This is a genomic window from Prosthecobacter sp. (assembly GCF_044226605.1).
Taxonomy (GTDB): domain Bacteria; phylum Verrucomicrobiota; class Verrucomicrobiia; order Verrucomicrobiales; family Verrucomicrobiaceae; genus Prosthecobacter.
On record NZ_JBGAGS010000013.1, the window covers coordinates 61,251 to 83,965 of the forward strand.

At 61.3% G+C, this 22,715-nt stretch carries 20 protein-coding genes; 8 read left to right on the forward strand and 12 right to left on the reverse strand.

The window, feature by feature from the left end:
- Nucleotides 1-43: 43 nt before the first annotated feature.
- On the reverse strand, nucleotides 44-610 hold the full coding sequence (locus ACILSO_RS18620; protein ID WP_395738953.1) for a hypothetical protein: 567 nt from the start codon (nucleotides 608-610) through the stop codon (nucleotides 44-46).
- Between ACILSO_RS18620 and ACILSO_RS18625 the strand changes: the two genes are divergently transcribed.
- Nucleotides 609-1,118: a hypothetical protein gene (locus tag ACILSO_RS18625; RefSeq protein ID WP_395738954.1), complete on the forward strand. Its 510-nt coding sequence runs from the start codon at nucleotides 609-611 to the stop codon at nucleotides 1,116-1,118. The genes ACILSO_RS18620 and ACILSO_RS18625 overlap by 2 nt on opposite strands.
- A 111-nt stretch (nucleotides 1,119-1,229) precedes the next feature.
- Here ACILSO_RS18625 and ACILSO_RS18630 read toward each other — a convergent pair whose 3' ends face one another.
- The 3 genes from ACILSO_RS18630 to ACILSO_RS18640 form a co-directional block, all read right to left on the reverse strand.
- On the reverse strand, nucleotides 1,230-1,607 hold the full coding sequence (locus tag ACILSO_RS18630; protein WP_395738955.1) for a hypothetical protein: 378 nt from the start codon (nucleotides 1,605-1,607) through the stop codon (nucleotides 1,230-1,232).
- Nucleotides 1,608-1,632: 25 nt separating this feature from the next.
- Complete coding sequence (locus ACILSO_RS18635; protein WP_395738956.1) at nucleotides 1,633-3,852, reverse strand: DUF1549 and DUF1553 domain-containing protein; 2,220 nt, start codon at nucleotides 3,850-3,852, stop codon at nucleotides 1,633-1,635.
- Between the two features lie 68 nt (nucleotides 3,853-3,920).
- On the reverse strand, nucleotides 3,921-4,526 hold the full coding sequence (locus ACILSO_RS18640; RefSeq protein ID WP_395738957.1) for a single-stranded DNA-binding protein: 606 nt from the start codon (nucleotides 4,524-4,526) through the stop codon (nucleotides 3,921-3,923).
- A gap of 24 nt (nucleotides 4,527-4,550) precedes the next feature.
- On the opposite strand from ACILSO_RS18640, the gene ACILSO_RS18645 reads away from it, so the two are divergent.
- The gene (locus tag ACILSO_RS18645; RefSeq protein WP_395738958.1) at nucleotides 4,551-5,504 is read left to right on the forward strand and encodes a site-specific tyrosine recombinase XerD; all 954 of its coding nucleotides are present in this window, start codon (nucleotides 4,551-4,553) and stop codon (nucleotides 5,502-5,504) included.
- 93 nt (nucleotides 5,505-5,597) lie between these two features.
- On the opposite strand, the gene ACILSO_RS18650 is transcribed toward ACILSO_RS18645, so the two are convergent.
- Nucleotides 5,598-6,500, reverse strand: coding sequence for a phosphatidylserine decarboxylase (locus ACILSO_RS18650; protein ID WP_395738959.1), 903 nt, complete (start codon nucleotides 6,498-6,500; stop codon nucleotides 5,598-5,600).
- A gap of 103 nt (nucleotides 6,501-6,603) precedes the next feature.
- On the opposite strand from ACILSO_RS18650, the gene ACILSO_RS18655 reads away from it, so the two are divergent.
- Entirely contained in the window at nucleotides 6,604-8,499 is a 1,896-nt protein-coding gene (locus tag ACILSO_RS18655; protein WP_395738960.1) for a hypothetical protein, read from the forward strand.
- A 294-nt stretch (nucleotides 8,500-8,793) separates the two neighbouring features.
- Here ACILSO_RS18655 and folP read toward each other — a convergent pair whose 3' ends face one another.
- Together folP and ACILSO_RS18665 are read right to left on the reverse strand one after the other, a co-directional pair.
- Complete coding sequence (folP, locus tag ACILSO_RS18660) at nucleotides 8,794-9,642, reverse strand: dihydropteroate synthase (protein ID WP_395738961.1); 849 nt, start codon at nucleotides 9,640-9,642, stop codon at nucleotides 8,794-8,796.
- The gene (locus tag ACILSO_RS18665) at nucleotides 9,639-10,469 is read right to left on the reverse strand and encodes a histidinol-phosphatase HisJ family protein (RefSeq protein ID WP_395738962.1); all 831 of its coding nucleotides are present in this window, start codon (nucleotides 10,467-10,469) and stop codon (nucleotides 9,639-9,641) included. Before ACILSO_RS18665 ends, folP begins: the two co-directional genes overlap by 4 nt.
- A gap of 54 nt (nucleotides 10,470-10,523) precedes the next feature.
- Between ACILSO_RS18665 and ACILSO_RS18670 the strand changes: the two genes are divergently transcribed.
- Together ACILSO_RS18670 and ACILSO_RS18675 are read left to right on the forward strand one after the other, a co-directional pair.
- A complete protein-coding gene (locus tag ACILSO_RS18670) occupies nucleotides 10,524-11,177 on the forward strand; it encodes an HAD family hydrolase (protein ID WP_395738963.1) in 654 nt (217 codons plus the stop codon).
- An 86-nt stretch (nucleotides 11,178-11,263) separates the two neighbouring features.
- Nucleotides 11,264-12,124 carry a L,D-transpeptidase family protein gene (locus ACILSO_RS18675; protein ID WP_395738964.1) on the forward strand — a complete coding sequence of 287 codons (861 nt, stop codon included), beginning with the start codon at nucleotides 11,264-11,266 and terminating at the stop codon, nucleotides 12,122-12,124.
- Between the two features lie 335 nt (nucleotides 12,125-12,459).
- On the opposite strand, the gene secD is transcribed toward ACILSO_RS18675, so the two are convergent.
- The 3 genes from secD to tgt are packed head-to-tail and all read right to left on the reverse strand — an operon-like array spanning nucleotide 12,460 to nucleotide 16,424.
- Entirely contained in the window at nucleotides 12,460-14,877 is a 2,418-nt protein-coding gene (gene secD, locus ACILSO_RS18680; protein WP_395738965.1) for a protein translocase subunit SecD, read from the reverse strand.
- A gap of 42 nt (nucleotides 14,878-14,919) precedes the next feature.
- A complete protein-coding gene (gene yajC, locus ACILSO_RS18685) occupies nucleotides 14,920-15,261 on the reverse strand; it encodes a preprotein translocase subunit YajC (protein WP_395738966.1) in 342 nt (113 codons plus the stop codon).
- Nucleotides 15,258-16,424: a tRNA guanosine(34) transglycosylase Tgt gene (gene tgt / locus ACILSO_RS18690; protein WP_395738967.1), complete on the reverse strand. Its 1,167-nt coding sequence runs from the start codon at nucleotides 16,422-16,424 to the stop codon at nucleotides 15,258-15,260. The genes yajC and tgt overlap by 4 nt, the downstream gene beginning before the upstream one ends.
- Before the next feature lie 72 nt (nucleotides 16,425-16,496).
- Here tgt and ychF point away from each other — a divergent pair, with 72 nt between their 5' ends.
- On the forward strand, nucleotides 16,497-17,612 hold the full coding sequence (ychF, locus tag ACILSO_RS18695) for a redox-regulated ATPase YchF (RefSeq protein WP_395738968.1): 1,116 nt from the start codon (nucleotides 16,497-16,499) through the stop codon (nucleotides 17,610-17,612).
- Nucleotides 17,613-17,647: 35 nt separating this feature from the next.
- Here the strand turns inward: ychF and ACILSO_RS18700 are convergent, their stop codons facing one another.
- Together ACILSO_RS18700 and ACILSO_RS18705 are read right to left on the reverse strand one after the other, a co-directional pair.
- On the reverse strand, nucleotides 17,648-18,202 hold the full coding sequence (locus ACILSO_RS18700) for a hypothetical protein (protein WP_395738969.1): 555 nt from the start codon (nucleotides 18,200-18,202) through the stop codon (nucleotides 17,648-17,650).
- Nucleotides 18,203-18,278: 76 nt separating this feature from the next.
- Nucleotides 18,279-18,956, reverse strand: coding sequence for a hypothetical protein (locus ACILSO_RS18705; protein ID WP_395738970.1), 678 nt, complete (start codon nucleotides 18,954-18,956; stop codon nucleotides 18,279-18,281).
- A 140-nt stretch (nucleotides 18,957-19,096) separates the two neighbouring features.
- On the opposite strand from ACILSO_RS18705, the gene ACILSO_RS18710 reads away from it, so the two are divergent.
- Entirely contained in the window at nucleotides 19,097-20,476 is a 1,380-nt protein-coding gene (locus ACILSO_RS18710) for a DUF1501 domain-containing protein (protein ID WP_395738971.1), read from the forward strand.
- Between the two features lie 39 nt (nucleotides 20,477-20,515).
- Nucleotides 20,516-22,708 carry a DUF1549 domain-containing protein gene (locus ACILSO_RS18715; protein WP_395738972.1) on the forward strand — a complete coding sequence of 731 codons (2,193 nt, stop codon included), beginning with the start codon at nucleotides 20,516-20,518 and terminating at the stop codon, nucleotides 22,706-22,708.
- Nucleotides 22,709-22,715 lie beyond the last annotated feature (7 nt).

Here is a 22,715-nt window from a genome sequence, read left to right on the forward strand (position 1 = left end):
ACTACGTCGGGCGACGATGCGTTCTCACGCCAATTGCACGGCGTTAGCCGCGCACCTTGGCCAGCGCTTTCTTCGTGGCCTCGTAGGCGGTCTTTTCCCAGGTGGGAAGGGAGGCGCGAGCAGTGGGATCTTTGAGCAGGGGGACGGGGCCCGGCGCGGTGGCGAGATCGCTGGCGACAGCCTTGCCGCTGCGCACATGGGCGAGGAAGCCGACGCTGACACTCTGCCTGTGGAAGTTCGGAGTGACCCAAACCCGGACGACAGCACCGAGACGGTTGGCAGCGGCGAATTTTTTGACCTCGGAACGTTCGTTGAAGGGGTTCAGGTGGGAAGGCACCTGCTTCATCGATGAGAAGGGGGCGTAGTTGAAGGCACGGCTGTCATCCAAGGCGCGCTCCACACCACGCTGGACGGCTGCGTGCACACGGAGTTCTTCAGCGGACCCCGGTCTGGCATTGGACTGCGCATGACCGTGCGGAAACTCTCCGCTGGGGCCGATGCCGATGGCGCCGGTGCGCACATTGTGAAGGCGGCTGAGGTTGCCCTCCGTGCATGATGACAGGGCGGCAGCAGCGAGCAGGAGCAGCAGGTTTTGACGGAATGTTTTCATGCCGTCCTATGCCACGGAGGCGTGGTTTTGTCATGCGTTAAAGGGCATGGACCACCGGGTGAAGTCTTCACTTGTCGTCCGCCAGCGAGCCCGTTTTGTTGTGGGGGAAGAGGAGGAAATACAGGCCCACGGAAAAGAAACCTATGCCAAGCGCGGCGATCAAGGTGCACAAGGCGAGAATCTCACTCGTAACGACCTCAAAGAAATTGAAGGCGCCTATAAACACGCCAAAGGCACAGAGCATCAGTGCCAGGCCGGCAGCCGTCTGTTTGAGCGCAGCATGCCTGATTACCGACATGCGTTCAGCGCGCGCTTTGTCATACATCTGCTGTCGCTCAGCCTCGGGAATGCCATTGACCTCCATGCGGTGCAAGACATCGGCACGCGGTTCGTCGGAGAAGACCATGCGGCGGACTCCTTCGTAGATGCGTTCTTTGTGTTCCTCTGTCATTGGCGAGTACAAACAGAAGCGCATCCTGCCTGCAAAGCAAAAACTCACGGGCGTTGACAGGACATCCCAAAATGAAGGGCTTCTTTATGCGCTTTCGAAAAGATTTCTTACCGGCACGCAGCTATAGGATTGCCCAGGCTTGAGATGATGCGAATCCTTGGCAGAGGATCAGTCGTCATCAGCCAGCGAGCCATTCTTCGTGTGGGCAAAAAAGAAGTAGAACAAACCTTTGGAGAAGAACCACAGGCCAAACACCGTGGCGGCTGCGTTTAAAACCAGAAGAGGGCGAATAACAGCCCCCATGTACAAAAATACTCCGCAGGCACCCGCGAGCAGTAGCAGGCCAAACCCGAGAGCCGCCTTCTTGATGGAGTCGGACCTGATCATCCCCATTCGTTCGGCACGGGCTTTGGCGTACATCTGCTGTGCTTCCGCCTCTGCGATCCCGTTGACTTCCAGCCGATGAAACACGTCTTCACGGGGCTCATCCCAGATGACCATGCGTCGGACTCCTTCGTAGATCCGGTCTTTTTGTTCGTCCGTCATGAACCCATAAAAACAGGCGGGCCTGTTACCTGCAAAGCAAAAACTCCTTCGCGTTCACGAGGCTCCAGGTGATGTCTTCGAGGGCGAGGCGGCGGTCTTTGGTGGAGGAGAGGAGGGATTCGATGACTTTGGCTTCGTCGGGGGTGGGGGCGCGGGTGAGGAGGGCCCAGTAGAGATCGCGGGTGACGGCGGCGTTGTCGGGTTCTTTGAGGAGGGGGTAGAGGCGGTTGTATTTTTGGGAGACGACGCTGCTGACGATGGGGCCGCTGATGAACTGGAAGATCTGGCCAATGGAGGTGTCGGCGCCGCGTTCGCATTCGCAGGCCAGCTCGCGCTTGGGGCGGCCGAACTGAACGAGGAAGGCTTCGGGTGACATGGGGTCTGGACTGCCGCGACCATTGGCTGGGCCGGGGATCTGGCTGGCGCGCATGCCGCGGCTCCAGTCTTTGAACTCGGGGGTGACGCGAAGGGATGAGTAAAGCGAATCGATGAGTTGCTCGGCGCTGAGGCGGCGGGGCAGGTGGTGGGAGTAGTTGAGGAGATCGGCGGCGTTGGTGTCGTTTGGGGTGCTGTCGAGCTGGTAGGTGCGGCTCAGCATGATGGTGCGGATGAGATGGTGCAGATCGAAGCCGCTGCGGATGAGATCCTGCGCGAGTTCATTGAGAAGCTGCGGATGGCTGGCGGGATTGGTGAGGCGCATGTCGTCCACGGGATCGACGAGGCCGCGGCCCATGAGGTGGTACCAGATGCGGTTGGCCTGGGCTTTGGCGAAGAGGGGGTGCTGCGGGCTGGTGAGCCACGCGGCGGCGGCCTGGAGCTCGTCTTCCTTTTCGGCGAGCTTGGGCATGTCGGCACCGAGGAAGCGGGCTTTGGCCACATCGCCGGTGCGTGGGTTTTCGATGTTCAGCTTGGCATTGAGGAAGACGACCTGCTCGCCGTTGAACTCGTGCTTGTCGCTTTTGTCGCGGGGCTTGATGTTTTCGAGGAGCTTGTAGTCCACCTGGGCAAAGACGGCGGACCAGTTGTAGTAGTCGTCCTGCGTCCAGCGGTCGAAGGGATGGTTGTGGCACTGGGCGCATTGCAGGCGGGTGCCGAGAAACACCTGCGCGGCGGTGGTGGCGCGGAGTTCGGGGGTGCGGTTGGCGCGGTAGAAGTTGGTTTCGGGTTCGTGGTAGGTGCTGCCACGAGATGCCAGCATGGCGCGCACCATTTCATTGATGGGACGGTTCCTGGCGATGCCGTCACGGATCCAGCCGTGGAAGGCCTTCAGTCCTTTGGTGTCGAGGGTGCGGGATTCGACCTTGAGAACGTCTGACCACTTCAGGGTCCAGTAGTCGGCGAACTCCGGGCGCACCATGAGGCGGTCGATCAGGCGTGCGCGTTTGTCGTGGTGCGTGTCGGCGGCAAAGGCGCGTGCTTCGTCGGCGGGGGGGATCATGCCGCAGAGGTCGAGCCAGGCGCGGCGTGCGAAGACTTCATCGCTGCACAGCGCGCTGGGATTCATGCGCAGGGTCTTGAGCTTGGCGAAGATGTGGGCGTCGATGTGGTTGCTGCGCTGCGGATTGCTCCAGGCGAAGGCCGGGTTGGCTTTCACAAAGGTGAGGCGCACGGGCACGGATTGATTGAGGTAGCGCACGAGCACGCCTGGCTCGCCAAACTGGAGGCGTTTTACGAGGCCGCTGCGGCTGACTTCGACGAGGCCGTTTTGCAGTGGCTCGTAGATGGCGCGATCTGTGATGTCGCGCTGAGTGCCGTCGGCAAAGGTGGCCTGCACTTTGATCTGCACTTTGTCCTGCGGCTCGTCCAAAACGAGTTCGGTGGGGGTGACGGTGAGTTTGGTCAGCTTGGGGGCGGTGCCGTCATCGCGTGGCAGGCCGGCGGAGATCCAGTCTCGCAGCACCTGGTATTCCCAGGCTTTTGGATCGAGCTTTTTGCCGCCTTCGTGGGCGATTTGATTGGCGCCTTTGATGAGGATGAGGCTGCGTTCTGGAGTGAAGAGGTTCACGCGGCGGCCGGAGGCATCGCGGGCGAGTGCTTTGAAGTCGAAGTCGGGATCCTGGCCGCGGAGGGAGAGCTTGAAGCCGCCTTTGCCGGTGGCATTGCCATGGCAGGTGCCGAGGTTGCAGCCGGCCTTGGACAGGGCGGCCATCACGTCATTGCGGAAGGACACCGCTTCGGCGGCAGAGGCCGACGACAAAGCGACGGCGCTGAGCGCAGAAACAAAGCTGGAGAAATAACGATTCACGGGGCCGGTGATAACGGCCTGGCAGCAGGTTCTCTTCCAAGAGAGCAGGGCAAAGACCTGCTCAAATCTTAAAACGGAATGTCGTCGTCTTCCATGCCGTCGGTGATGGGGCCTTCACCGAAGTCGTCGTGCTGCGGCTGGGGTGCCGGAGCGGGGCGCTGCTGGGGGCGCTGCTGCTGGGGGGATGGGCGCTGCTGAGGACGCTGCTGCGGGCGATTGTAACCGCCGCCGCCACCTCCTCCACCGCCGCCAGAATAGCCGCCGCCGCCGCCTCCTCCGCCACCACCGGAGTAGCCGCCTTCATCGTCACCACCGCCACCGCCTTGATTGCGGTCGCCGCCGGGGCTGCCGAGGAATTGCATCTGCTCGCCGACGACGCGCATGCGGGTGCGCTTCTGGCCGGTCTGCTTGTCCTCCCAGGAATCCATCTGCAGGCGGCCTTCGATGAAGACGGGGCGGCCTTTGTGCAGGTATTTGCCGGCGAGTTCGGCCATCTTGGCCCAAAGGACGACGTCCACGAAGGTGACTTCCTCCACCTTTTCGCCGCTGTCGGAGGTGTACACGCGGTTCACGGCGAGACCGATGTCGCAAACGGCGCTGCCCTTGGGCGTGTAGCGCACTTCGGGGTCGCGGGTCAGATTGCCGATGAGCATGACTTTGTTGTAGGAGGCCATAATGGGGCATCTTTGCCGTTCCCCATGCCAGAGGGCAACAATTTTGTCATTTGGGGTGCGCAAACTCGTGCCATGCTGTGGCAGATGCTGGAATTTATCGATGGCTTCATTCTCCACCTGGCGACCGAGCGCGGCCTGTCCGCGAACTATCAGCTCCTGGTGCGCCGGGTGCTGGAGGCGTTTGCGGATTGGTTTAAAACGAAGCACGACTCCACCAGCGTGGGGGCGGTGACGACGGAGCATGTGGCGGGGTATCTGGCGCAGCGGAAAAAAGACGGGATCGCGGCGTCTTCGGCGCGGGTGGAGCTGATTGCGGTGAAGATTTTTTTTCGCTGGCTGACGGCGCGCAAGCACATCGCGGCTGATCCTGCGGACCCGATTTTGCCGCCTAGGCAGGAGAAGCACCTGCCGGATTCTTTGAACGAGCAGGATGTGAGAAAACTGGTGGAATCGGTGAACGGCACGGGGCCGCTGGACCGGCGGGATCGGGCGATTCTGGAGCTGTTTTATGCGAGTGGGGTGCGGCTTTCGGAGCTGGCGGATGCGCGACTGGAAAATTTGAGTCTCGAAGAAGGATGGATCCGCGTGACGGGGAAGGGCTCGAAGACGCGGCTCTCGCCGGTGGGTGGCGCAGCGCGGGAGGCGATCACGGCGTATGTGAGGCATGCGCGGCCGGAGCTGGTGGGGCCGAAGACGCAGAGCCACATTTTTATTTCACGCAACGGGACGAAGCTGACGACGGCACGCATCCAGCAGATTGTGAAGGAGCGTGCGGCGCTGTGCGGGCTGGGTGCTGCGCGGGTGCACCCGCATCTGCTGCGGCACAGTTTTGCCACGCATCTGCTGAACAACGGGGCGGATTTAAGGGTGATCCAGGAGATGCTGGGGCATGCGGACATTTCGACGACGCAGATTTATACCCATGTGGATCAGGCGCGGCTGAAGGAGGTGCATCGGAGGTTTCATCCGAGGGCGTGAGATTCTCGGGTGCGGGCTTCAAGCACGTAGGACGGGCCGGAGGCCCATCAACCATGGACAGCCGGGACGGCTATCCTCCGAAGGGGCGCTGAACTATGTGCATGCGTTGGCAGCGATGTCGCCCATGCGGGCATAGACTTCGCGGCCTGCGCGGCTGTGTTCGAGGAGGTCGTCGGAGAAGCGGATTTTGCCGGGTTCGAAGATGGTGATGAAGCAGGAGCCGCCGAAGCGGAAGTAGCCTTTTTCAGCGCCTTTTTCGACGGGGGTGTCAGGCGTGTAAGTTTGGACGATGGAGCCGACGCAGGTGGCGCCGACTTCGAGGAGGAGGACATCGCCGAGGGCCGGGTTGCGGAGGAGGGTGATTTCGCGCTTGTTTTCCCAGTGAATGCTGGCGCGGCGGCGCAGGGCGATGGGGCTGACGGAATAGAGAGGGCCATCGACAGGGCGGGCGGGGCCGGGCGTGCCTGCGCAGGGGAAGTGAAAGCGGTGGTAGTCCACGGGGCAGAGGCGGGAGATGAGCATGCTGCCGTGGGCAAAGCGCGCGGCGAGAGCGGCATCGCGCAGCAGGGCGGGGAGGTCAAAGCGGGTGCCTTTGATGAAGAAATCGGTGCAGGCGGCGATGTCTGGCAGCACGAGGTGGCGACCGTCTGCGGGGAAGGTGATGACGTCGTCTCCAGGGGCGATGGGGCGGGCCTGGGGCTTGAGCTTGCGGTAAAAAAATTCGTTGAAGGTGCGGAAAGAGTCTGGGCTGTCGGCGAATTCGCTGGTGTCCAGGCCGTAGGTGGCCAGGAAGGGGGCGACTTTTTCCCGGCTGGCGGGAGCGTCCATGCGGCTGCCGTACCATTTGGAAAAGGCGGCCCGCTTCACCAGGGCGTGCAGGGGCAGGGCGCCGAGCGGGTTTTCATAGGTGAAGCGCAGAAAACCGTCCCCGTAAACCGCCTCCGTTTCGAGACGGCCGGTGAGGCGGTTGAAAAAAATGATGGGGTCGGCTGGCATGGGACTTGTTCACATAATGCCAAGACAAGAAAACGCCACACGAACAAAAGTGGCGACAAATCCGATTCGAGGCATAGTCCCGGCCCCTTCCAGCCTGAAACGTATGACCGAACCCGAAGCCAGCCCCGAAACCCAGCCGCCGATCGAAAGCGGTCTGGTGGACCTTTCCGATTTGAAAATGATGCCTGCTTGGGTAGGCGAGTTCGGCAAGGAAGAAAAGATCAAGCAACGCTATGCCGATGCCGAAGACCGCCCGCAGCGCGGTGGCCGTGATGACCGCCGTGGCGGTGGTGGCGGCGGCTTTGGCGGACGTGATGATCGCCGTGGCCCGCCTCCGCGCCGTGACGGCCCTGGCGGTGGTCCGCGTCGTGATGGTCCCCCTGGTGGCGGAGGATTTCGCCCAGGTGGTGGTGGCCAAGGTGGCCAGCGCCGTGATGGTGATGACCGCCGCGGACCTCCGCGCCGCTTTGGCGATCGTGATCGTGGCGGCCCGCCGCAGCGTGAGTGGGTGGAGATCCCGAAGGATGTGCAGGTGACGATTTTCCCTGAGGACAAGGCGGTGGACGCGCTGACGGCGCACGTGCGTCAGACGGGGCATGCGTTCAGCATGTTTGACGCCTCGCGTCTCGTGCTGGCCGGTGGCGACCGTTTCATGGTGCGCTTCCGCTGCGCTGAGGAGCGGCCCACGGGTTTTTATCATGTGCCTGCGGACGGCAGTCTTTTCCTCTCACGCGATGAAGCGCTCAATCATGTGCTGCGCAGTGCTGCGCTGGATGAGTTTTATCGGGTGGAAGAGATCGAGCTGGAAGCGCCGAAGGGTGAGTTTGCCTCGGTGGCGGTGTGCGGCATGAGCGGTGAAATCATCGGGCCGCCGAGCCATCACAGCTATCAGACGGGAGTGATGCGCCTGCATCGTGAGCGTTTTTCCAACATGTCGCTGGAGGATTTCAAACGCCGCATCCGTGTGGAAGCGAATCCAGAGCTGGTGGCGAAGTGGAAGGAAAACATGAGCAAGGGCCGCCGCTGGGTGTGCCTGAAGGGCGAAGTGCCGGAAGGCGGCGAGCCGCTGGCGCTCAGCTCACGTGCCGACATGGAGGCGCATTTCCGCCGCACCTTTGGCAATGATGCCGTCATCGAAGTGCGCGACGCCACGGTGCCGGGCAACATCGACAAGCAGAAGCTGGCGCATGTGTTTTTCATCATGCTCCGTCAGTCGGTGGATGCGGCGCGGAAGCATCTGTTTGAAATTTCGCAGAAGCTGGGCGCTGGTCTGGAACGCCGCGGCATGAAGCTCTTCAAGCGCCGCGCGGGCAAGCAGTTCGTCTGCCGTGTGAAGCCGCGTGCCATCGAGCCGGGCATGGTGTTCTCTGACCGCCTCGCGCAGATCGTGGAAAAGCTCAAGGTGAGCCATGGCCTGCCAATGCAGAAGCTGGTGGAGTCGATCGTGCCTTCGCCTGAAGCGCCGGAAGGAACGGATCCGAATGCGCCGAAGCATCCGACGGAGGAGCAGATCGCAGTCATCAAGGACATCCGCTGGCTGGCCAATGAAGGCTACGTCATTGAGTATAGCGACGGCATGGTGTTTCTCGGCGTGCAGGGCGAACCTGCGGCGGCGAAGAAGGAAGGTCCTGCCAAGGGGAAAGCGGAGGCTGGGGAGGGTGCGGAAGCGGTCGCCCCTGCAACTGAGGCGCATGCTGAAACGGCGGCCGAAGTGGAAGAAGAGCTGGCGGAGCCGCCAGCTGACGTGGCTCCGGTGGAGGAGTCAATGGCGGAGGAGCTGATGGCCGAAGAGGCCCAGGTAGCACTGGCAAATCCGCAGGCGGAAGAACCTGTGAAGGCTGAAGCTCCTCCAGAAGCACCCGCCAAAGAAGCCGAACCCGCGTTGACGAGTCCCCCTGTGGAGGAATCGATCGCGGAGGAAGCTCTGGCGGAGGCTGCTGAAGAGAAGCTGGCGGAGTCATCGCAAGAGGAAGCTTCGAAAGAAGACGGCGCTGCTTGATTTTCAGCACTGGGAATTTTTGGATGCTCTCGAATGTCTTGTGACGTTCGAGAGCTTTCCGGCCTGCGGAAAGCGGTGGCTGCGTTCGCACCTTCCTGCGCGACCGCATTGATTGATTCGCTGTGCTCACCCTACGGGCTCCTTTCAGTCGTCTGTCTCACTTCGTTCGGCTCGCTATCGCTCACCCCTTCGGGGCAGCATACTGCTGTCTACCTACGCTACGCTTCGGTTCCCAATGTGGCTGATTGGCGATGAGCTGGTCTGGGGGATGCGTGTGCGCTTTTCCAGAACGAGCTAAAGCTCGCGAGTACTTTCCACGGCCCACAGCATCTTCACGGTTTGGACGGCGGCTTTGACGTTGTGGACGCGGAAGATTTGGGCGCCGCGGGTCATGCCGGCGGCGATGCAGGCCTGGGTGGCGGGGTCGCGCTGAAGGGCGGGAATGCCGAGGACATCTCCAATCACGGTCTTGCGTGAAACCGGGAGAAGGATGGGGCGCTCAAAGCGGTGGAGGCGTTTGAGCTCGCGATAGATGGTGAGATTGTCGTCCTTCTGCTTGGCAAAGTCGATGCCGGGATCGAGCATGATGTTTTCGCGCGGCAGGCCGACGCTTTCCGCCAGGACGAGGCGCTGCTCAAAGAAATGATCCAGCGTGTCCATGATGTTCTCATACTGCACGTGTGTGTGCGGCACTTTGGGCTGACCGATGCTGTGCATGATGAGCAGTCCCGCGTTGTGCTCGGCGCAGAGCTTGGCATTGAACGCGTCAGGAAGGCCGCTGATGTCGTTGATGAGGTCGCCGCCATGGGGCAGCACCTCGGCGATGACGTCGCTACGCCAGGTATTGATGGAAAGCAGCGGGGCATTGAAGCGTGCGCCGAGTTCAGGCCACTTCTCGATGAAGGGCAGCAGGCGGTCGATTTCCTCCGGCACGCTGATGGCTTCGCGGTTGGTGCGGGCGCTTTCCGCGCCGATGTCGATGATGTCTGCGCCATCCTGAAGCTGCTGCTTCGCCTGGGCCAGTGCCAGCGTGGGGTCCAGGGTGCCGTCTCCGCAGAAGGAGTCGTCGTTGATGTTGACGATCCCCATCACCAACGGGCGGCGGGGGAACTCGATGCGGTGCTGGCGGGCTTGGAGGATCATAGCGGCCACCTTTCTGGAAGGGGAACGATTTTGTGCTGACGTTTTTCAAAGCGCACGGTGGTGGTGTAACCAACGCTGCGGACGAGATCGAGGGCTTTGTTGAAATCCACACCGACATCGGTGGGGAGGTGGGCGTCGGAGTTGATGACGATGGGCACGTTGGCTGAGAATGCCATCTCGAGCATTTCGCGGGCGGGGTAGATCTCGCGCACATCTTTGCGCAGGCCGGCGGTGCTGACTTCTAGGATGCCGCCGGTGTCCACGAGGGCCTGGATGACGGGTTCGTAGTAGTGGCGCAGATCGCCTTCGGGGCGCAGGCCGAAGCGTTTGGCGAGGTCCGGGTGCGCGTGGAAATCAAACTGCTTGGTGCGGATCATCTGCTCGTAAAGCTTCCAGTACATGCCCCACATGTGCTCGATATCGGAGGCGGTTTTCCAGCGGGAGACGTGCTTGGGGTCATCCACGGCGATGCCGTCGTGGATGTAATGCACGCTGCCGATGAGGTAGTCCCATTCGGCCATCGCTGCGGTTTCATCGATCCACTTTTGATAGCCTTCGAGGTGGTCGCATTCGAGGGCGAGACGAATGGGGAAGTCTGGCAGGGCGGAGCGGGCTTCGTTCACGAGTTCGAAGTAACGTGGGAGATCGGAGAGGGGCATGCGCCAGTTGTCATAGATCTCCGGCATGGGGTTGTGGTCGGAGAGACCGATCTCCGCGAGGCCGATGCTCTGGGCGTGACGGGCGTAGTCCACGGGATTGCCCTCGGCATGCAGGCAAAGGGGCGTGTGCGTGTGGTAGTCGGTGAGCATGGGAGCTTTTCGCTGCATTGGGCGCGCTGGCAAGTTGATCGCGGGCTCATTTCGCGGCATGGAGGTGGGACCATGCCCACGCTCAAAGCTTTTATTTTCGACCTCGACGGCACTCTGATTGACTCGCTCGCGGACATCGCAGAGTCGATCAACCGCATGCTGGATGCCCGGGGCTACCCGCGCTGTGAGAAGGAGGTGTTCAAGCAGATGGTGGGAGACGGCATGGAGAAGCTGGTGGAGAGGGCGCTGCCGCCGGCGGTGCGCAGCGAGGAGTTGATCAAGGTCTGCACGGAAGAGTATCGCGCGCAGTATGACCTGATCTGGCAGGAACAAACGCGGCCGTATGAGGGCATCGTGGAAATGCTGGCCGAGCTGAAAAAGCGTGACGTGAAGCTCGGGGTGATTTCAAACAAGGCTCATCGATTTACTGTGCCGATGACGGAGCATTTCTTTAGCGCGGCGGTGTTTGATCACATCCTGGGCCAGCGGGCCGAGGTGCCGCGCAAGCCGGATGCGGCAGGCGCGCATGAGATGGCGGCCTTTCTGGGTCTGAAGACCGAGGAGATGGCGTACGTAGGGGATTCGGGCATCGACATGCAGTTTGCCAAGAACAGCGGCATGCGCGCGGTGGGTGTGCGCTGGGGATTTCGAAGCGAAGAGGAGCTGCGGGAATGCGGGGCGGACGTCCTTATTTCGCATCCGGCAGAAGTGTTCGATCTTTGTTAAAAATATTGTTCCCGCTGGTACTTGAGGGCGTGAAACAGGCCTCGTAATGTACCGACACTGTGAAATTCAAAATCTCCCTGTCCTTGATGCGTGCCAGTTTTTTGCTCGGCACGGTGCTGCTGGCCTCCTGCCAGTCGTTTCGCAAAAAGCCCCCGGCTCCCCCGCCAGAAGCGGTAAGAGAAGTCTGGAAATATCCCGGTGAATGGACAGGCGGGAAGCGGCCCATCACGCGCATGATCGTCAACGTGGACGTGCAGCGTGCCACGCTCTACAGCGGCAAGGACATCGTGGGCTGGACTTATTTTGCCAGCGGCATTCCCAGCTTTCCAACGCCCACCGGCGACTTCAAAATTCTGGAGAAGGTGAAGGACAAGGTCTCTAACCTCTACGGCAAAGGCTTCGACAAAAATGGCAAGCTGGTGAACTCGGACTTCAAGCAGGGGCGCGATCTGCTGCCGGAAGGCGGCCGCTTTGAACCTGCCAAGATGACGTACTTCATGCGCCTCACGGGCGACGGTGTGGGCATGCACATCGGGCCGATTCCGAAGCCCGGGCGGCGGGCATCGCATGGCTGCATCCGCCTGCCGTCCAAGATGGCGCCGATCCTCTTTGAGCACACTGCGGTGGGCACGCCGGTGACGGTGACCGGGAACGGACCTGATTACCAGACCTACCTCAAGCAGTCTGCTGACAAGGCCAAGGCGAATGCGGCGAAGCTGGCAGCGGCGAAACAAAAAGCGGGCGAAGCAGCAGCCGCAGCCGCAGCGGCCACCTCGCTGGCGCCGGATGATCCCAACGGACCCAAGGGCGGAGTGGTGGCCCCTCCGGCCGGCACGACGCCTCCTGGCGTGACTCCTCCTCTGGGCGCACCTCCTGGAACTCCGGCCTCCCCGCCGGTCGAAGTGAAGCCTGCGGAGCCGGTGAATCCGCCGCCTGCCGGCAACTGAACGGTCGGTTGATCGATACCATCTCATCTCCTTGAGGGGCGGCTGCGAGGCCGCCCCTTTTTGTGCCCATTTACGGTCACGGTTGAACCCGATTTCAGCTTGTCATGGAAGCCCCCCCGGCAGGGCCAGCGCGGCGATCTGTGAGGCGAGCGTTTTTAGCAAGAGGCAGAGCCATGAGGCCGAAGCTGGCGCTGGGACGAGGATTCCAGGGACGCGCGCAGCGCATCCCGACCCGCCCGTCACCCGGCGTTTCCCAAGGCCGCAAAAAAATCAGCCCAGTTGCGGGGGCAACTGGGCTGAAAGAGTGTTCCGCTGGCGTGGCAGAAGGACCGAATTTACTTCTTGCCGCCTGAAGCCGCGGCCGCTGCGGCGATGGCCTGTTCGGCCTTCATCTGTTCGATCTGCGCATCGAGCACCTGGCGCTTGAGGCTGGTGCCGGTCTTCTTCGCATACCACAGCACGAGCGGGGAGGCGATGAAGATGGAGGAGTAGGTGCCGAGCAGCACGCCGATGGTGATCGGCATGGCGAACTCGAGCATGGCAGGATTGCCGAGGAAGAGGAGCACGATCATGGGCGCGAGGGCTGTCGGGCCGGTGAGGAGCGTACGGGAGAGGGTCTTGCAGATGGCCTCGTTCATCATCTCGCGCATGCTGCCGCCGCTGCCTTTCTGGATGGTCTCACGGATACGGTCAAACACGACGATGGTGTCATTGATGGAGTAACCGGCGATGGTGAGCAGCGCGCCCACGTGGATGACGCTGAGCTCCTGGCCGAAGAGCACGCACAGGCCCGGCACCATGAGCACGTCATGGAAGAGAGCGATGATGGCGCCCAGCGCGAAGGCCACTTCGTAGCGCAGAAGCAGGTAGAGGAAGATCGCGATCAGGGCGGCGAACATGGCCCACATGGACTGGTAGGCGAGTTCGGAGCCGATGACGGAACCGACGGTTGCGATGCTGGTGCCCAGCACGGTGTCGCTCTTCCAATGGTTGTTGATGGCGTTCTGAATGACCGTGCCGCTCTTTTCCTCGCAACGGATGCTGATGTTCGTGGCGCCGCTGGCGTCCGTCTTGCGCTGGGGGTAATAGGTGCCGATATCTGTTTTGCCGTCCTCCTGCTTGAGGCCTTTGAGCACAGCGTCAAACTCGCTGTCGGCAATGTTCTTGCCCTTGACGAGCGTCACGTCCACGCGGCTGCCGCCGCGGAAGTCGATGCCGAAGCTTTCTTTGCCCTTGATGGCCAGAGTGGCGAAGGAGATGGCGGTGACGACGAGCGAGGCGATGATGAACTTCGGCGCCGAGGAAAGGATGTCGAAAACCTTGTCGGGAATGATCTTGGTGGTGTGGATCTTGTGAAGGATGCCCTTGTCCACGACCCACATGAAGATGACGCGGGTGACGATGAGGGCGCCGACCATGGAGGAGATCAAACCGACCATGAGGGTGACGGCGAAGCCTTTGACGAGACCGCCCGAGATGACGAACAGGATCACGGCGGAGATAAGCGTGGTGATGTTGGAGTCAGCAATGGCGGAGAAGGCCTTCTCATACGCCGCCTCCAGGGCGCCGACGAGGGTCTTGCCAGCCTCCATTTCCTCACGCAGTCGTTCGTAGATCAGCACGTTGGCGTCCACCGCCATGCCGATGGTCAGCACCACACCCGCGATACCTGGCATCGTGAGCGTGAAGCCGAAGAGGGCCATGGATCCGAAGAGGATGGCGATGTTGATGACGAGACCGACGATGGCCACGAGGCCGGCGAGTCGGTAGATGAACATCATGAAGCAGGTGGTGATGATCAGGGCCGCGATGCCGATCCACTTGCCCTGGTCGATGGAGGACTGGCCGTAGGCCGAGGACACCGAGCTTTCCGAAAGGATGTTCATCGGATTCTGCAGCGGATTGCTCAGCAGGGTGGCCAGGGAGTCGGCTTCCTGCTGGGTGAAGCCAGCGGCGCTGCCACCGGAGATTTCCGCACGGCCGCCATACTGCCGGGCCTTCAGGGTGGGGGCGGAGTGGATCTGGCCGTCCACGATGATGGCCATCTCCTTCATGTAATGGATGGAGGCGAGGTCATCAAAAAGCTTGGCGCCGGCGCTGTTGAACTGCAGCGCCACTTTGTTGCCCTGGGCGTCGACAGTGCGGAAGGCGCTGGAGACGTATTTTCCTTCAATGTCCGCTGTATCGCGCACGAGTTCGGAGCGGACGGGGGCGGTGCTGTCTTTGGCGGGGGTATACTTCATTTCCACCCAGCCTGGCTCCTTGATGCCGCCACGAGCCCGGATCTGCTCCAGCTTGGCCTGGCTGTCCGGATGCACACGGCGGAATTCGAGGTGGGCGACGGTCTGAATCTTGGTGCGCACCTCCTTGATCTCATCTTCCGTGATGCCGGGCATCTGAATCACGATGCGGTCACCGCCTTCAGGCTGCATGGTGAGGTCCTTGGAAGCATCAGGATTGAGGCGTCGCTCCAGAATGCCGATGGCCTGCTGGACGTCGTTGCTGGTCACCGGTTTGGGCGTGCCGTCATCATTCTTGCCGGGGGAAAGCTGGACGATGAACTCGCTGCCGCCCTGAAGGTCGATGCCCAGCTTGAGTTTCATGACTTCCACCGTGTAAATGGAGGCGATGGCGGTGACGGCGACAAGCAATGTGCCCACCAGCCGCTTGGTCTTATGCACGGCGGTGCCGACATAGACGAGCAGCATCATCAAAATGGAGGCACCGACAAGGAAGGTGGCGAAGGGATTCATGGACAGGTTGGCGGATGGTTGGGAAAACGGGGCGGATTAAACTCAGGCGGGCGTCGCTTCGACGACATCAGACTTTTTCGTCACAGCGGCGATCTTGGCGCGCTCAAACTGGACTTTGACGTTGTCAGCGATCTTGACCATGACGGTGCGGTCCTTGATGCTGGTGATGATGCCGTGCACGCCGCTCTCCATGATGACGTGGTCGTCCACGGCGACGCTGGCGATGAGCTTCTGATGCTCCTTCATGCGCTTCTGTCCCGGACGGATGGCCACGAAGTACATCATGACGAACATCAGGATCATCATGATCATGGGATTGCCGAGCGGACTGCCATCTCCGGCCTGGGCCAGCATGGGGGAATGGGTGAGAGAGATGAACATCATGATTCGGAGGCTGCAGAGTGGGACTTGTATTTCGCGACGACCTCTGCCCGGAACTCAGAAAAACAACCCTGTTCGATCGCTTGACGTGCCCTGGACGTGAGGGACGCGTAGAAATGCAGGTTATGCAGAGAAATCAACCGCAAACCCAGAATCTCCTGAGCCTGGACTAAATGGCGGATGTAGGCCCGGGAAAAGCCCTGGCAGAGGGGGTGGGTGTCTTCGGAGATGGGGCGGAAATCCCTGGCGTAGCAGGCGTTACGCAGGTTCATCATGCCCTCGTGGGTGAAGGCGGTGCCGTTTCGTGCCAGGCGGGTGGGCAGCACGCAGTCAAACATGTCGATTCCCCGGGCGATCAGCTCGATGACCTGCGGCGGGGTGCCCAGGCCCATGGCGTAGCGGGCCTGATTGGCCGGGAGGTGCGGGGTGGTCCATTCGGCGATGCGCATCATGTCCTCCTCCGGCTCTCCCACGCTGAGGCCACCGATGGCGTAGCCGTCAAAACCCATGGACACCAGTTCGCGGGCGGACTTTTCGCGCAGCTCTTTATAGACACTGCCTTGTACAATACCGAAGTGCTGCTGCGCACCGCCGCCGGTCTGGGGGCGGTGTTCGTCGATCCAGGTACGGCAGCGTTTGGCCCAGCGGAGGGTCAGGTCCAGGCTCTTTTCGGCGTCCCTGGCCTCGCAGGGGTAGGGGGTGCACTCGTCGAAGAGCATGGCGATGTCCGAGCCGAGGGTGGCCTGGATCTCCATGGAGGTCTCCGGGCCGATGAACATGGGAGTGCCGTCGAGGTGGTTTTGGAAATGGCAGCCCTCTTCTTTGATCTTGCGCAGTTTCGCCAGGGAGAAGACTTGGAAGCCGCCGCTGTCCGTCAAAATGGGGCGGTCCCAGTTGGCAAAGGCGTGCAGGCCGCCCGCCTCCTTCATGATCTCCATGCCAGGGCGTACAAAGAGGTGGTAGGTGTTTCCCAGGATGATCTGGGAATTGAGCGCCTTCAACTCGTCCGGGTGCATGGCCTTCACCGTACCCTGAGTGCCCACAGGCATGAAAACCGGAGTCTCCACCACGCCATGGGGCGTCGTCAGCCTGCCACGGCGGGCGTGGGAGGCAGAATCGGTGGTGAGGAGTTCAAAAGACATGGAGGGCGGAAAAAGGGCGCGCATTCTCGCCGATGTGCGGATAAGGCGCAACGTCGCCTTGCTCATTTCTCATTCCGCCCTAATCTCGCCGCCCTTATGCTCAGAGCCGGTATTGTAGGCCTTCCCAACGTTGGCAAATCCACCCTTTTTAATGCTGTCACCCGCACCCGCAAGGCGGAGGCGGCCAACTATCCTTTCTGCACCATCGAGCCGAACACCGGCGTGGTGACCGTGCCGGACGAGCGGCTTGCCGTTCTTTCGAAGCTTTCCGGCTCCCAGAAGCTGGTGCCTGCCGCGATTGAGTTCGTGGACATCGCCGGTCTGGTGAAAGGGGCTGCCCAGGGCGAAGGGCTCGGGAACAAGTTCCTCAGCCACATCCGCGAGGTGGACGCCATCGTGCATGTGGTGCGCTGCTTTGAAAACGGGGACATCACCCACGTCAGCGGCGCGATTGATCCGGTGACCGACATCGAGGTGATCAATACCGAGCTCATCCTTGCCGACATGGACGCTGTGCAGCGCCGCAAGGACAAGGCCGAAAAGAATGCCAAAAGAGGCGAAAAGGACGCAAAGGCCGAACTTGCCCTCTGTGAAAAGCTCATCCCCCACTTTGACGCGGGCAAGCCTGCCGTGACGCTGGAATGCACGGATGATGAGCGCAAGCTGATGAAGACCTTCTTCCTCATCACCTCCAAGCCCTGCATCTTTGCCTGCAACGTGGCCGAGAATGAACTGGCCGCTGCATCCACGGATCCGGACAACCACCCTTTCGTGGGCAAGGTGCGCGAATACGTGCGCCATGCGCATGAGGCCACCGCCGTGGTCGTCAGCGCCGCCATCGAAAGCGAACTGACCGACCTGAGCGATGAAGAGGCGAAGGCCTACCTGGCGGACATTGGTGTCACGGACAGCGGTGTGTCACGTCTGATCAAAGGAGCCTACGATTTGCTGGGCCTGCAGACCTACCTGACCACTGGTGAGAAGGAAACGCGCGCCTGGACCATCACCAAGGGCATGAAGGCTCCGCAGGCTGCGGGCGTCATTCACGGCGACTTCGAGCGCGGCTTCATCGCCGGCGAAATCGTGCACTTCAACGACCTCGTGGAACTCGGCTCCAACGCGAAAGCGAAGGAGAAGGGCAAGTGGCGCATTGAAGGCAAAGAGTACGTCATGCGCGACGGAGACGTCGTGGAATGGCGCTTCAATGTGTAAGGTGCCGCGGGCATCCCGTCTGTGGCTCAGCTCTGTTATTTCGGCGTCGGCTCTTTCCACACGCGTCCCTGACCGGTGCGGAAGGAGCGCTCCAGGCTTCCGAAAAGTGAATTGAGGATTTTTTCGTCCTTGATGGAAAACTCCACCGTGTGCGCATGGGTGGAGACGGGGTAGTTTTTCACCACCTTCGGGGTCACCAGATCCTGCGAGACACGGCCGGCGGCCTGCTCGTAGAGGCCCTTCGCTTTTTCCAGGGCCTGAGTACCAGCGTTTAGTGTGCTGCTGCCCGAGTCGGGCTTGTACGGCTCCAAAAAGTAAAAGCGGACGACCTGCGCCGAGTTCAGTGTGAGGTTCACTTCCACCACGCGTGCCACGCCGTCGGAGATGTACTCGTGTTTCGACAGGGCGATGATCGAATTGCAGCGCACGATGTAGTTGCCCCCTCTCAGGCGTCCATCCCACAGGCCGTCCTGCGTCACGATATCCTGCGGCATGTTCGGGTCGGCCTGCGACTGGGTCGGTGCGGTGGTCTGGGCCTGCACGGAGAGGGAGAGCAGCAGCAGCGAAAGGGTGGTGAGGAGTGCTTTCATGGAAATGGATCTTCAGACTAGCATGAGGAGAACGGGGTTGAACACCCTTTCTTGGGCGACGTTGCCCCTTTCCGCGTCATGAGGCACGCAGCCGGGCCAGGCATTGTTTCAAACAGGAGTGTTGCTCTGGGGATAACCCGATTCTGGGCCGGATGTTACGCAGCATGGCCAGACCCTCTTCGATTCCACCCGCCTCTCCCCGGTGCAGCAGCAGTGCCAGCGCGGCGAGGCCGGTGCGCCCGTGGCCTTGGGCGCAATGAATGAAAACGTGCTCGTCGGGCTGCAAGGTGCGCAGCGTGGCCACCAGTGTTTCAACGCTGGGTGCGCTGGCGTCCAGAGTCGGCAGCAGGATGTAGCGGATGCCGTTTCGCACGGTGGCAGGCTCGGCAAATTCGGCGGTCATGTCCAGAATTGTCGTGATGCTGGCGGGGCGCTCATGTCCGCTCACCAGTCTGCGGCCCACCGTCAGTGTGGCATTGATCTGTTGGGTTCTGGGTTCCGGCAGCAGGAGGCACAGGCGCCAGACTCCCCAGGTGAAAAGCAGGTAGGGCAGGAAGAGAAGCACGCGTGCTGGCGCGAGGCTGCCATCCCCTTGTTTGCCAAATACCGAGGCATCACGCCGAGCGTAGGCGAGGCCGAGCAGGATCATGTCGATGCCAAGCCACAAGATGATCCAGGTCCATCCGCCATCATAAAGCCAGGGTGTGAAGCACATCAGCAATCCGAGGAGGAAAAACAGCGTGGCATGCTTCATGGCGGTGGCGATTGTAACAAAATCCGCCGCACGCGGCAAGCCGCCCTCCGCCCGAACCTGCCAAACTCAAAGCGGCATCGTCCATTTAGAAGCGTTGCCGACTGGCGTATTAATAAGCAGTCCACCACCCCGCGCGCACCATGTTCAAGTTCTCCGGCCAAGGCTCCATCACCAATTGCGACGGCATCACACGTCGAGACTTCCTGCAGGCAGGCGCGCTCGGCGCCATCGGGCTGACGATGCCCGGATTCGCCAAACTGAAGGCAGAAGGAAAGGTTGACCCGAAGAAGAGCAACAAGGCCTGCATCATGATCTTCAACCTGGGCGCGCCCAGCCAGCAGGACCTGTGGGACATGAAGCCGGATGCGCCGAGCGAGATCCGCGGCCCCTTCAAACCCATCCGCACGAAGAGCAATGCCTTTGAGATTTCCGAGATCCTGCCGCTGCATGCGAAGATCGCGGACAAGTTCAGCCTGGTGCGCTCCTGCTACCACACCGCCGCGGCGGTGCATGACACCGGGCACCAGATGATGCAGACGGGCCGTCTTTTCACCGGTGGTGTGAACACCCCGCATGTAGGCAGTGCGCTGGAGTTCCTGCAAGGCCGCCGCAGCGATCTGCCGGCACATGTGATTCTGCCGGAGACGATGGGCCCCACGGGCGGGAACATGCCGCATGGCCAGGACGCGGGGTTCCTCGGAAAGTCTTACGACCCCTTTGTGCTGAATGCGGATCCCGCCGTGAAGGATTTCAAAGTGCCGGACCTGCTGCCGCCGAAGGAGATCGGCGAGGTGCGTCTGGAGCGCCGCCGTGAACTGCGTGAACTAGTGGACAGCAGTGTGCGCAATTTTGAATACAGCGAGCAGGCGAAGCTGATGGATTCGAATTTTGAATCTGCCTACCGCATCATGACGAGCTCGCAGGCACGGGAGGCTTTTGACCTGACCAAGGAACCGATGAAGGTGCGCGAGCGCTATGGCCTGAACCGCTTTGGTCAGAGCTGTTTGCTGGCGCGTCGTCTGGTTGAACGCGGCGTGCGCTTCGTCACCGTGAACACGTTCATCACGGTGTTTGGCGAGATCACCTGGGACATCCACGGCTCGAAGCCTTTCACCAGCATCGAAGGCATGCGCGACATCGTGGCTCCGATGTATGACCAGGGCTACAGCGCACTCATCGAGGATCTGTTCCAGCGCGGCATGCTGGATGACACGATGGTGACGTGTCTGGCGGAATTTGGCCGCACGCCGAAGATCAATCCTGCTGGCGGCCGTGATCACTGGCCGAACTGCTGGACGGTGAACTTTGCCGGTGGCGGCGTGAAAGGCGGCCATGTGGTGGGCAAGAGCGACGACATCGGCGGCTACCCCACCGAGCGTCCCGTCGCGCCGAAGGAAATCGTGGCCACGATTTATCAGGCCATGGGCATCGACCTTACCACCGAGCTGCCCGGGCCGCAGGGACGGCCGTATCCTGTGGTCGACTTCGGGACGCAGGCGATCAAGGAGCTGTTTGCCTAGCACGAGCTTTCGAACTCCCAACTTCATCACGTCTCACCCATGATGTTTCGTTCCTTCATCGCCTTTGCGGTTCTTGCTTCGGCAAGTGCGGCCGAAGTCCCGTCTTTCCGCAACACCATCCAGCCCATCCTCACGCGTTATGGCTGCGCGATGGGTGCATGCCATGGTGCGGCTGCGGGGCAGGGGGGCTTTCGTTTGTCGTTGCGCGGGTTTGATGATGAGGGCGACTGGATCTCCATCACGCGCAGTGCGAACGGACGCCGGCTGACGCTGGAGGATCCGGCGCGCAGCCTGCTGCTGCTTAAGGCGGTGAAGGCTGTGCCACACAAGGGTGACAAGCGCTTTGAGGTGAACTCGCCGGAGTACAAGGCCATCGCAGACTGGATCGCGGCGGGTGCGCCGGGGCCGCAGGCGAGTGATTCGCTGATCGTGGCGCTGGATGTGGAGCCTAAGCAACTGGTGACGAAACCCGGGACGACTCTGAAGCTGAAGGTGACGGCGAAGTTCAGCGACGGGCACAGCGAGGATGTGACGCGCTGGGCGAAGTACAACGGTGTGAACGCCAGCGTGGCCACGGTGGATGAGCAGGGCGCGGTCAAAACCACCGGGCGTGGTGAGACGACCATCAGCGCCTGGTATCTGAGCCGGCTGGCCATCTCCACGCTGGTGGTGCCGAGTGATGGTGTGATGGACAAGGCAGCATTTGCGCAGATGAAGCCGCGCAATTTTATCGATGAGCATGTGCTGACCAAGCTGCGTGCGCTGAATATTCCGCCCTCGGTGCGCTCGGAGGATCATGAGTTTCTGCGGCGTGCGTTTCTTGACACCATCGGAGTTCTGCCATCGCTGGAGGAAACCCGCGCTTTCCTTGCGGACAAAAGCGCTGACAAGCGTGACCGGCTGATCGAGGCGCTGCTGCAGCGGCCTGAGTTTGTGGATTACTGGTCGCACCGCTGGAGCGACCTGCTGCTGGTGAATGGAGACAAGCTGATGCCGCAGGCCATGTGGTCCTACTACAACTGGATCCGCCGCAATGTGGCCGCCAACACGCCCTGGGATGTGATGGTGCGCGATCTTCTGACTGCCACGGGCAGCACGCTGGAAAATGGCGCGGGCAATTTCTTCATCCTGAACGACGAGCCGACCAAGTGCGCTGAAACGATCAGCGTGGCGTTTCTGGGCACGTCCATCGCCTGCGCGAAATGCCACAACCACCCGATGGAGAAGTGGACGAACAACGAGTACTTCGCCTTTGCCAACATGCTTTCCCGTGTGCGTACGAAGAACGGCGCACAGGCCGATGAACGGGTGCTTTTCTCCGCTGCGGATGGTGAACTGGTGCAGCCGCTGACAGGCAAACCGCAGCCGCCGCACCCGCTGGATGTGGCCACGCCGGTTTCGATGACTTCCACCGAGGATCGCCGCGTGCCGCTGGCAAAGTGGCTTACCGGCGCGGACAACAAGCTTTTCCAGCGTGCGATCGTGAACCGTGTGTGGGCGAACTTCTTTGGCTCCGGACTGGTCGAGGCCGTGGATGACCTGCGCGTGACGAATCCTGCGAGCAACGAGCCGCTGTTTGCCGCCGCATGCGAACAGCTGGTGAAGGCGAAGTTTGACCTGAAGGCTCTCATGCGCGCCATCCTGCAAAGCGAAACCTATCAGCGCAGCAGCGTCACGCAGCCGGAGAACATCACGGATCTCCGTTACGGCTCGCACTACGTGCCGCGTCGTCTGAAAGCCGAGGTGCTGCTGGACACGGTATCTCAGGTGACAGCTGCGCCCACGACCTTCAAGATCGACAAGCGCAACGCCAACCGTGGTACCAGCGAGAGCTACCCGATGGGCTTTCGTGCGCTGCAGCTTCCGGACAGCAACATCGCCAGCTACTTCCTCAAGAGCTTTGGCCGTGCCGACCGCGTGGCCACTTGCGAGTGCGAGCGCACCAATGAGCCCAGCATGGCCCAGGCGCTGCACATCGCGAATGGAGAGACGCTGAACCAGAAACTGGCGCAGAAGGACAACCGCCTGGATGCGCTGCTGACGAGCAAGCTGAGCAACGAGAAGGTCATTGAAGAAGCCTACCTGATCGCGCTGACGCGGTTGCCCACCGAGCGTGAGTCTGCCAAGGCGGCCGACATGCTGGCCAAGGCCTCAGCCGATGACCGCCGCACGACCCTGGAAGACATCTTCTGGGGGCTGATGAGCTCGAAGGAGTTTTTGTTTAATCACTAACAGGAGT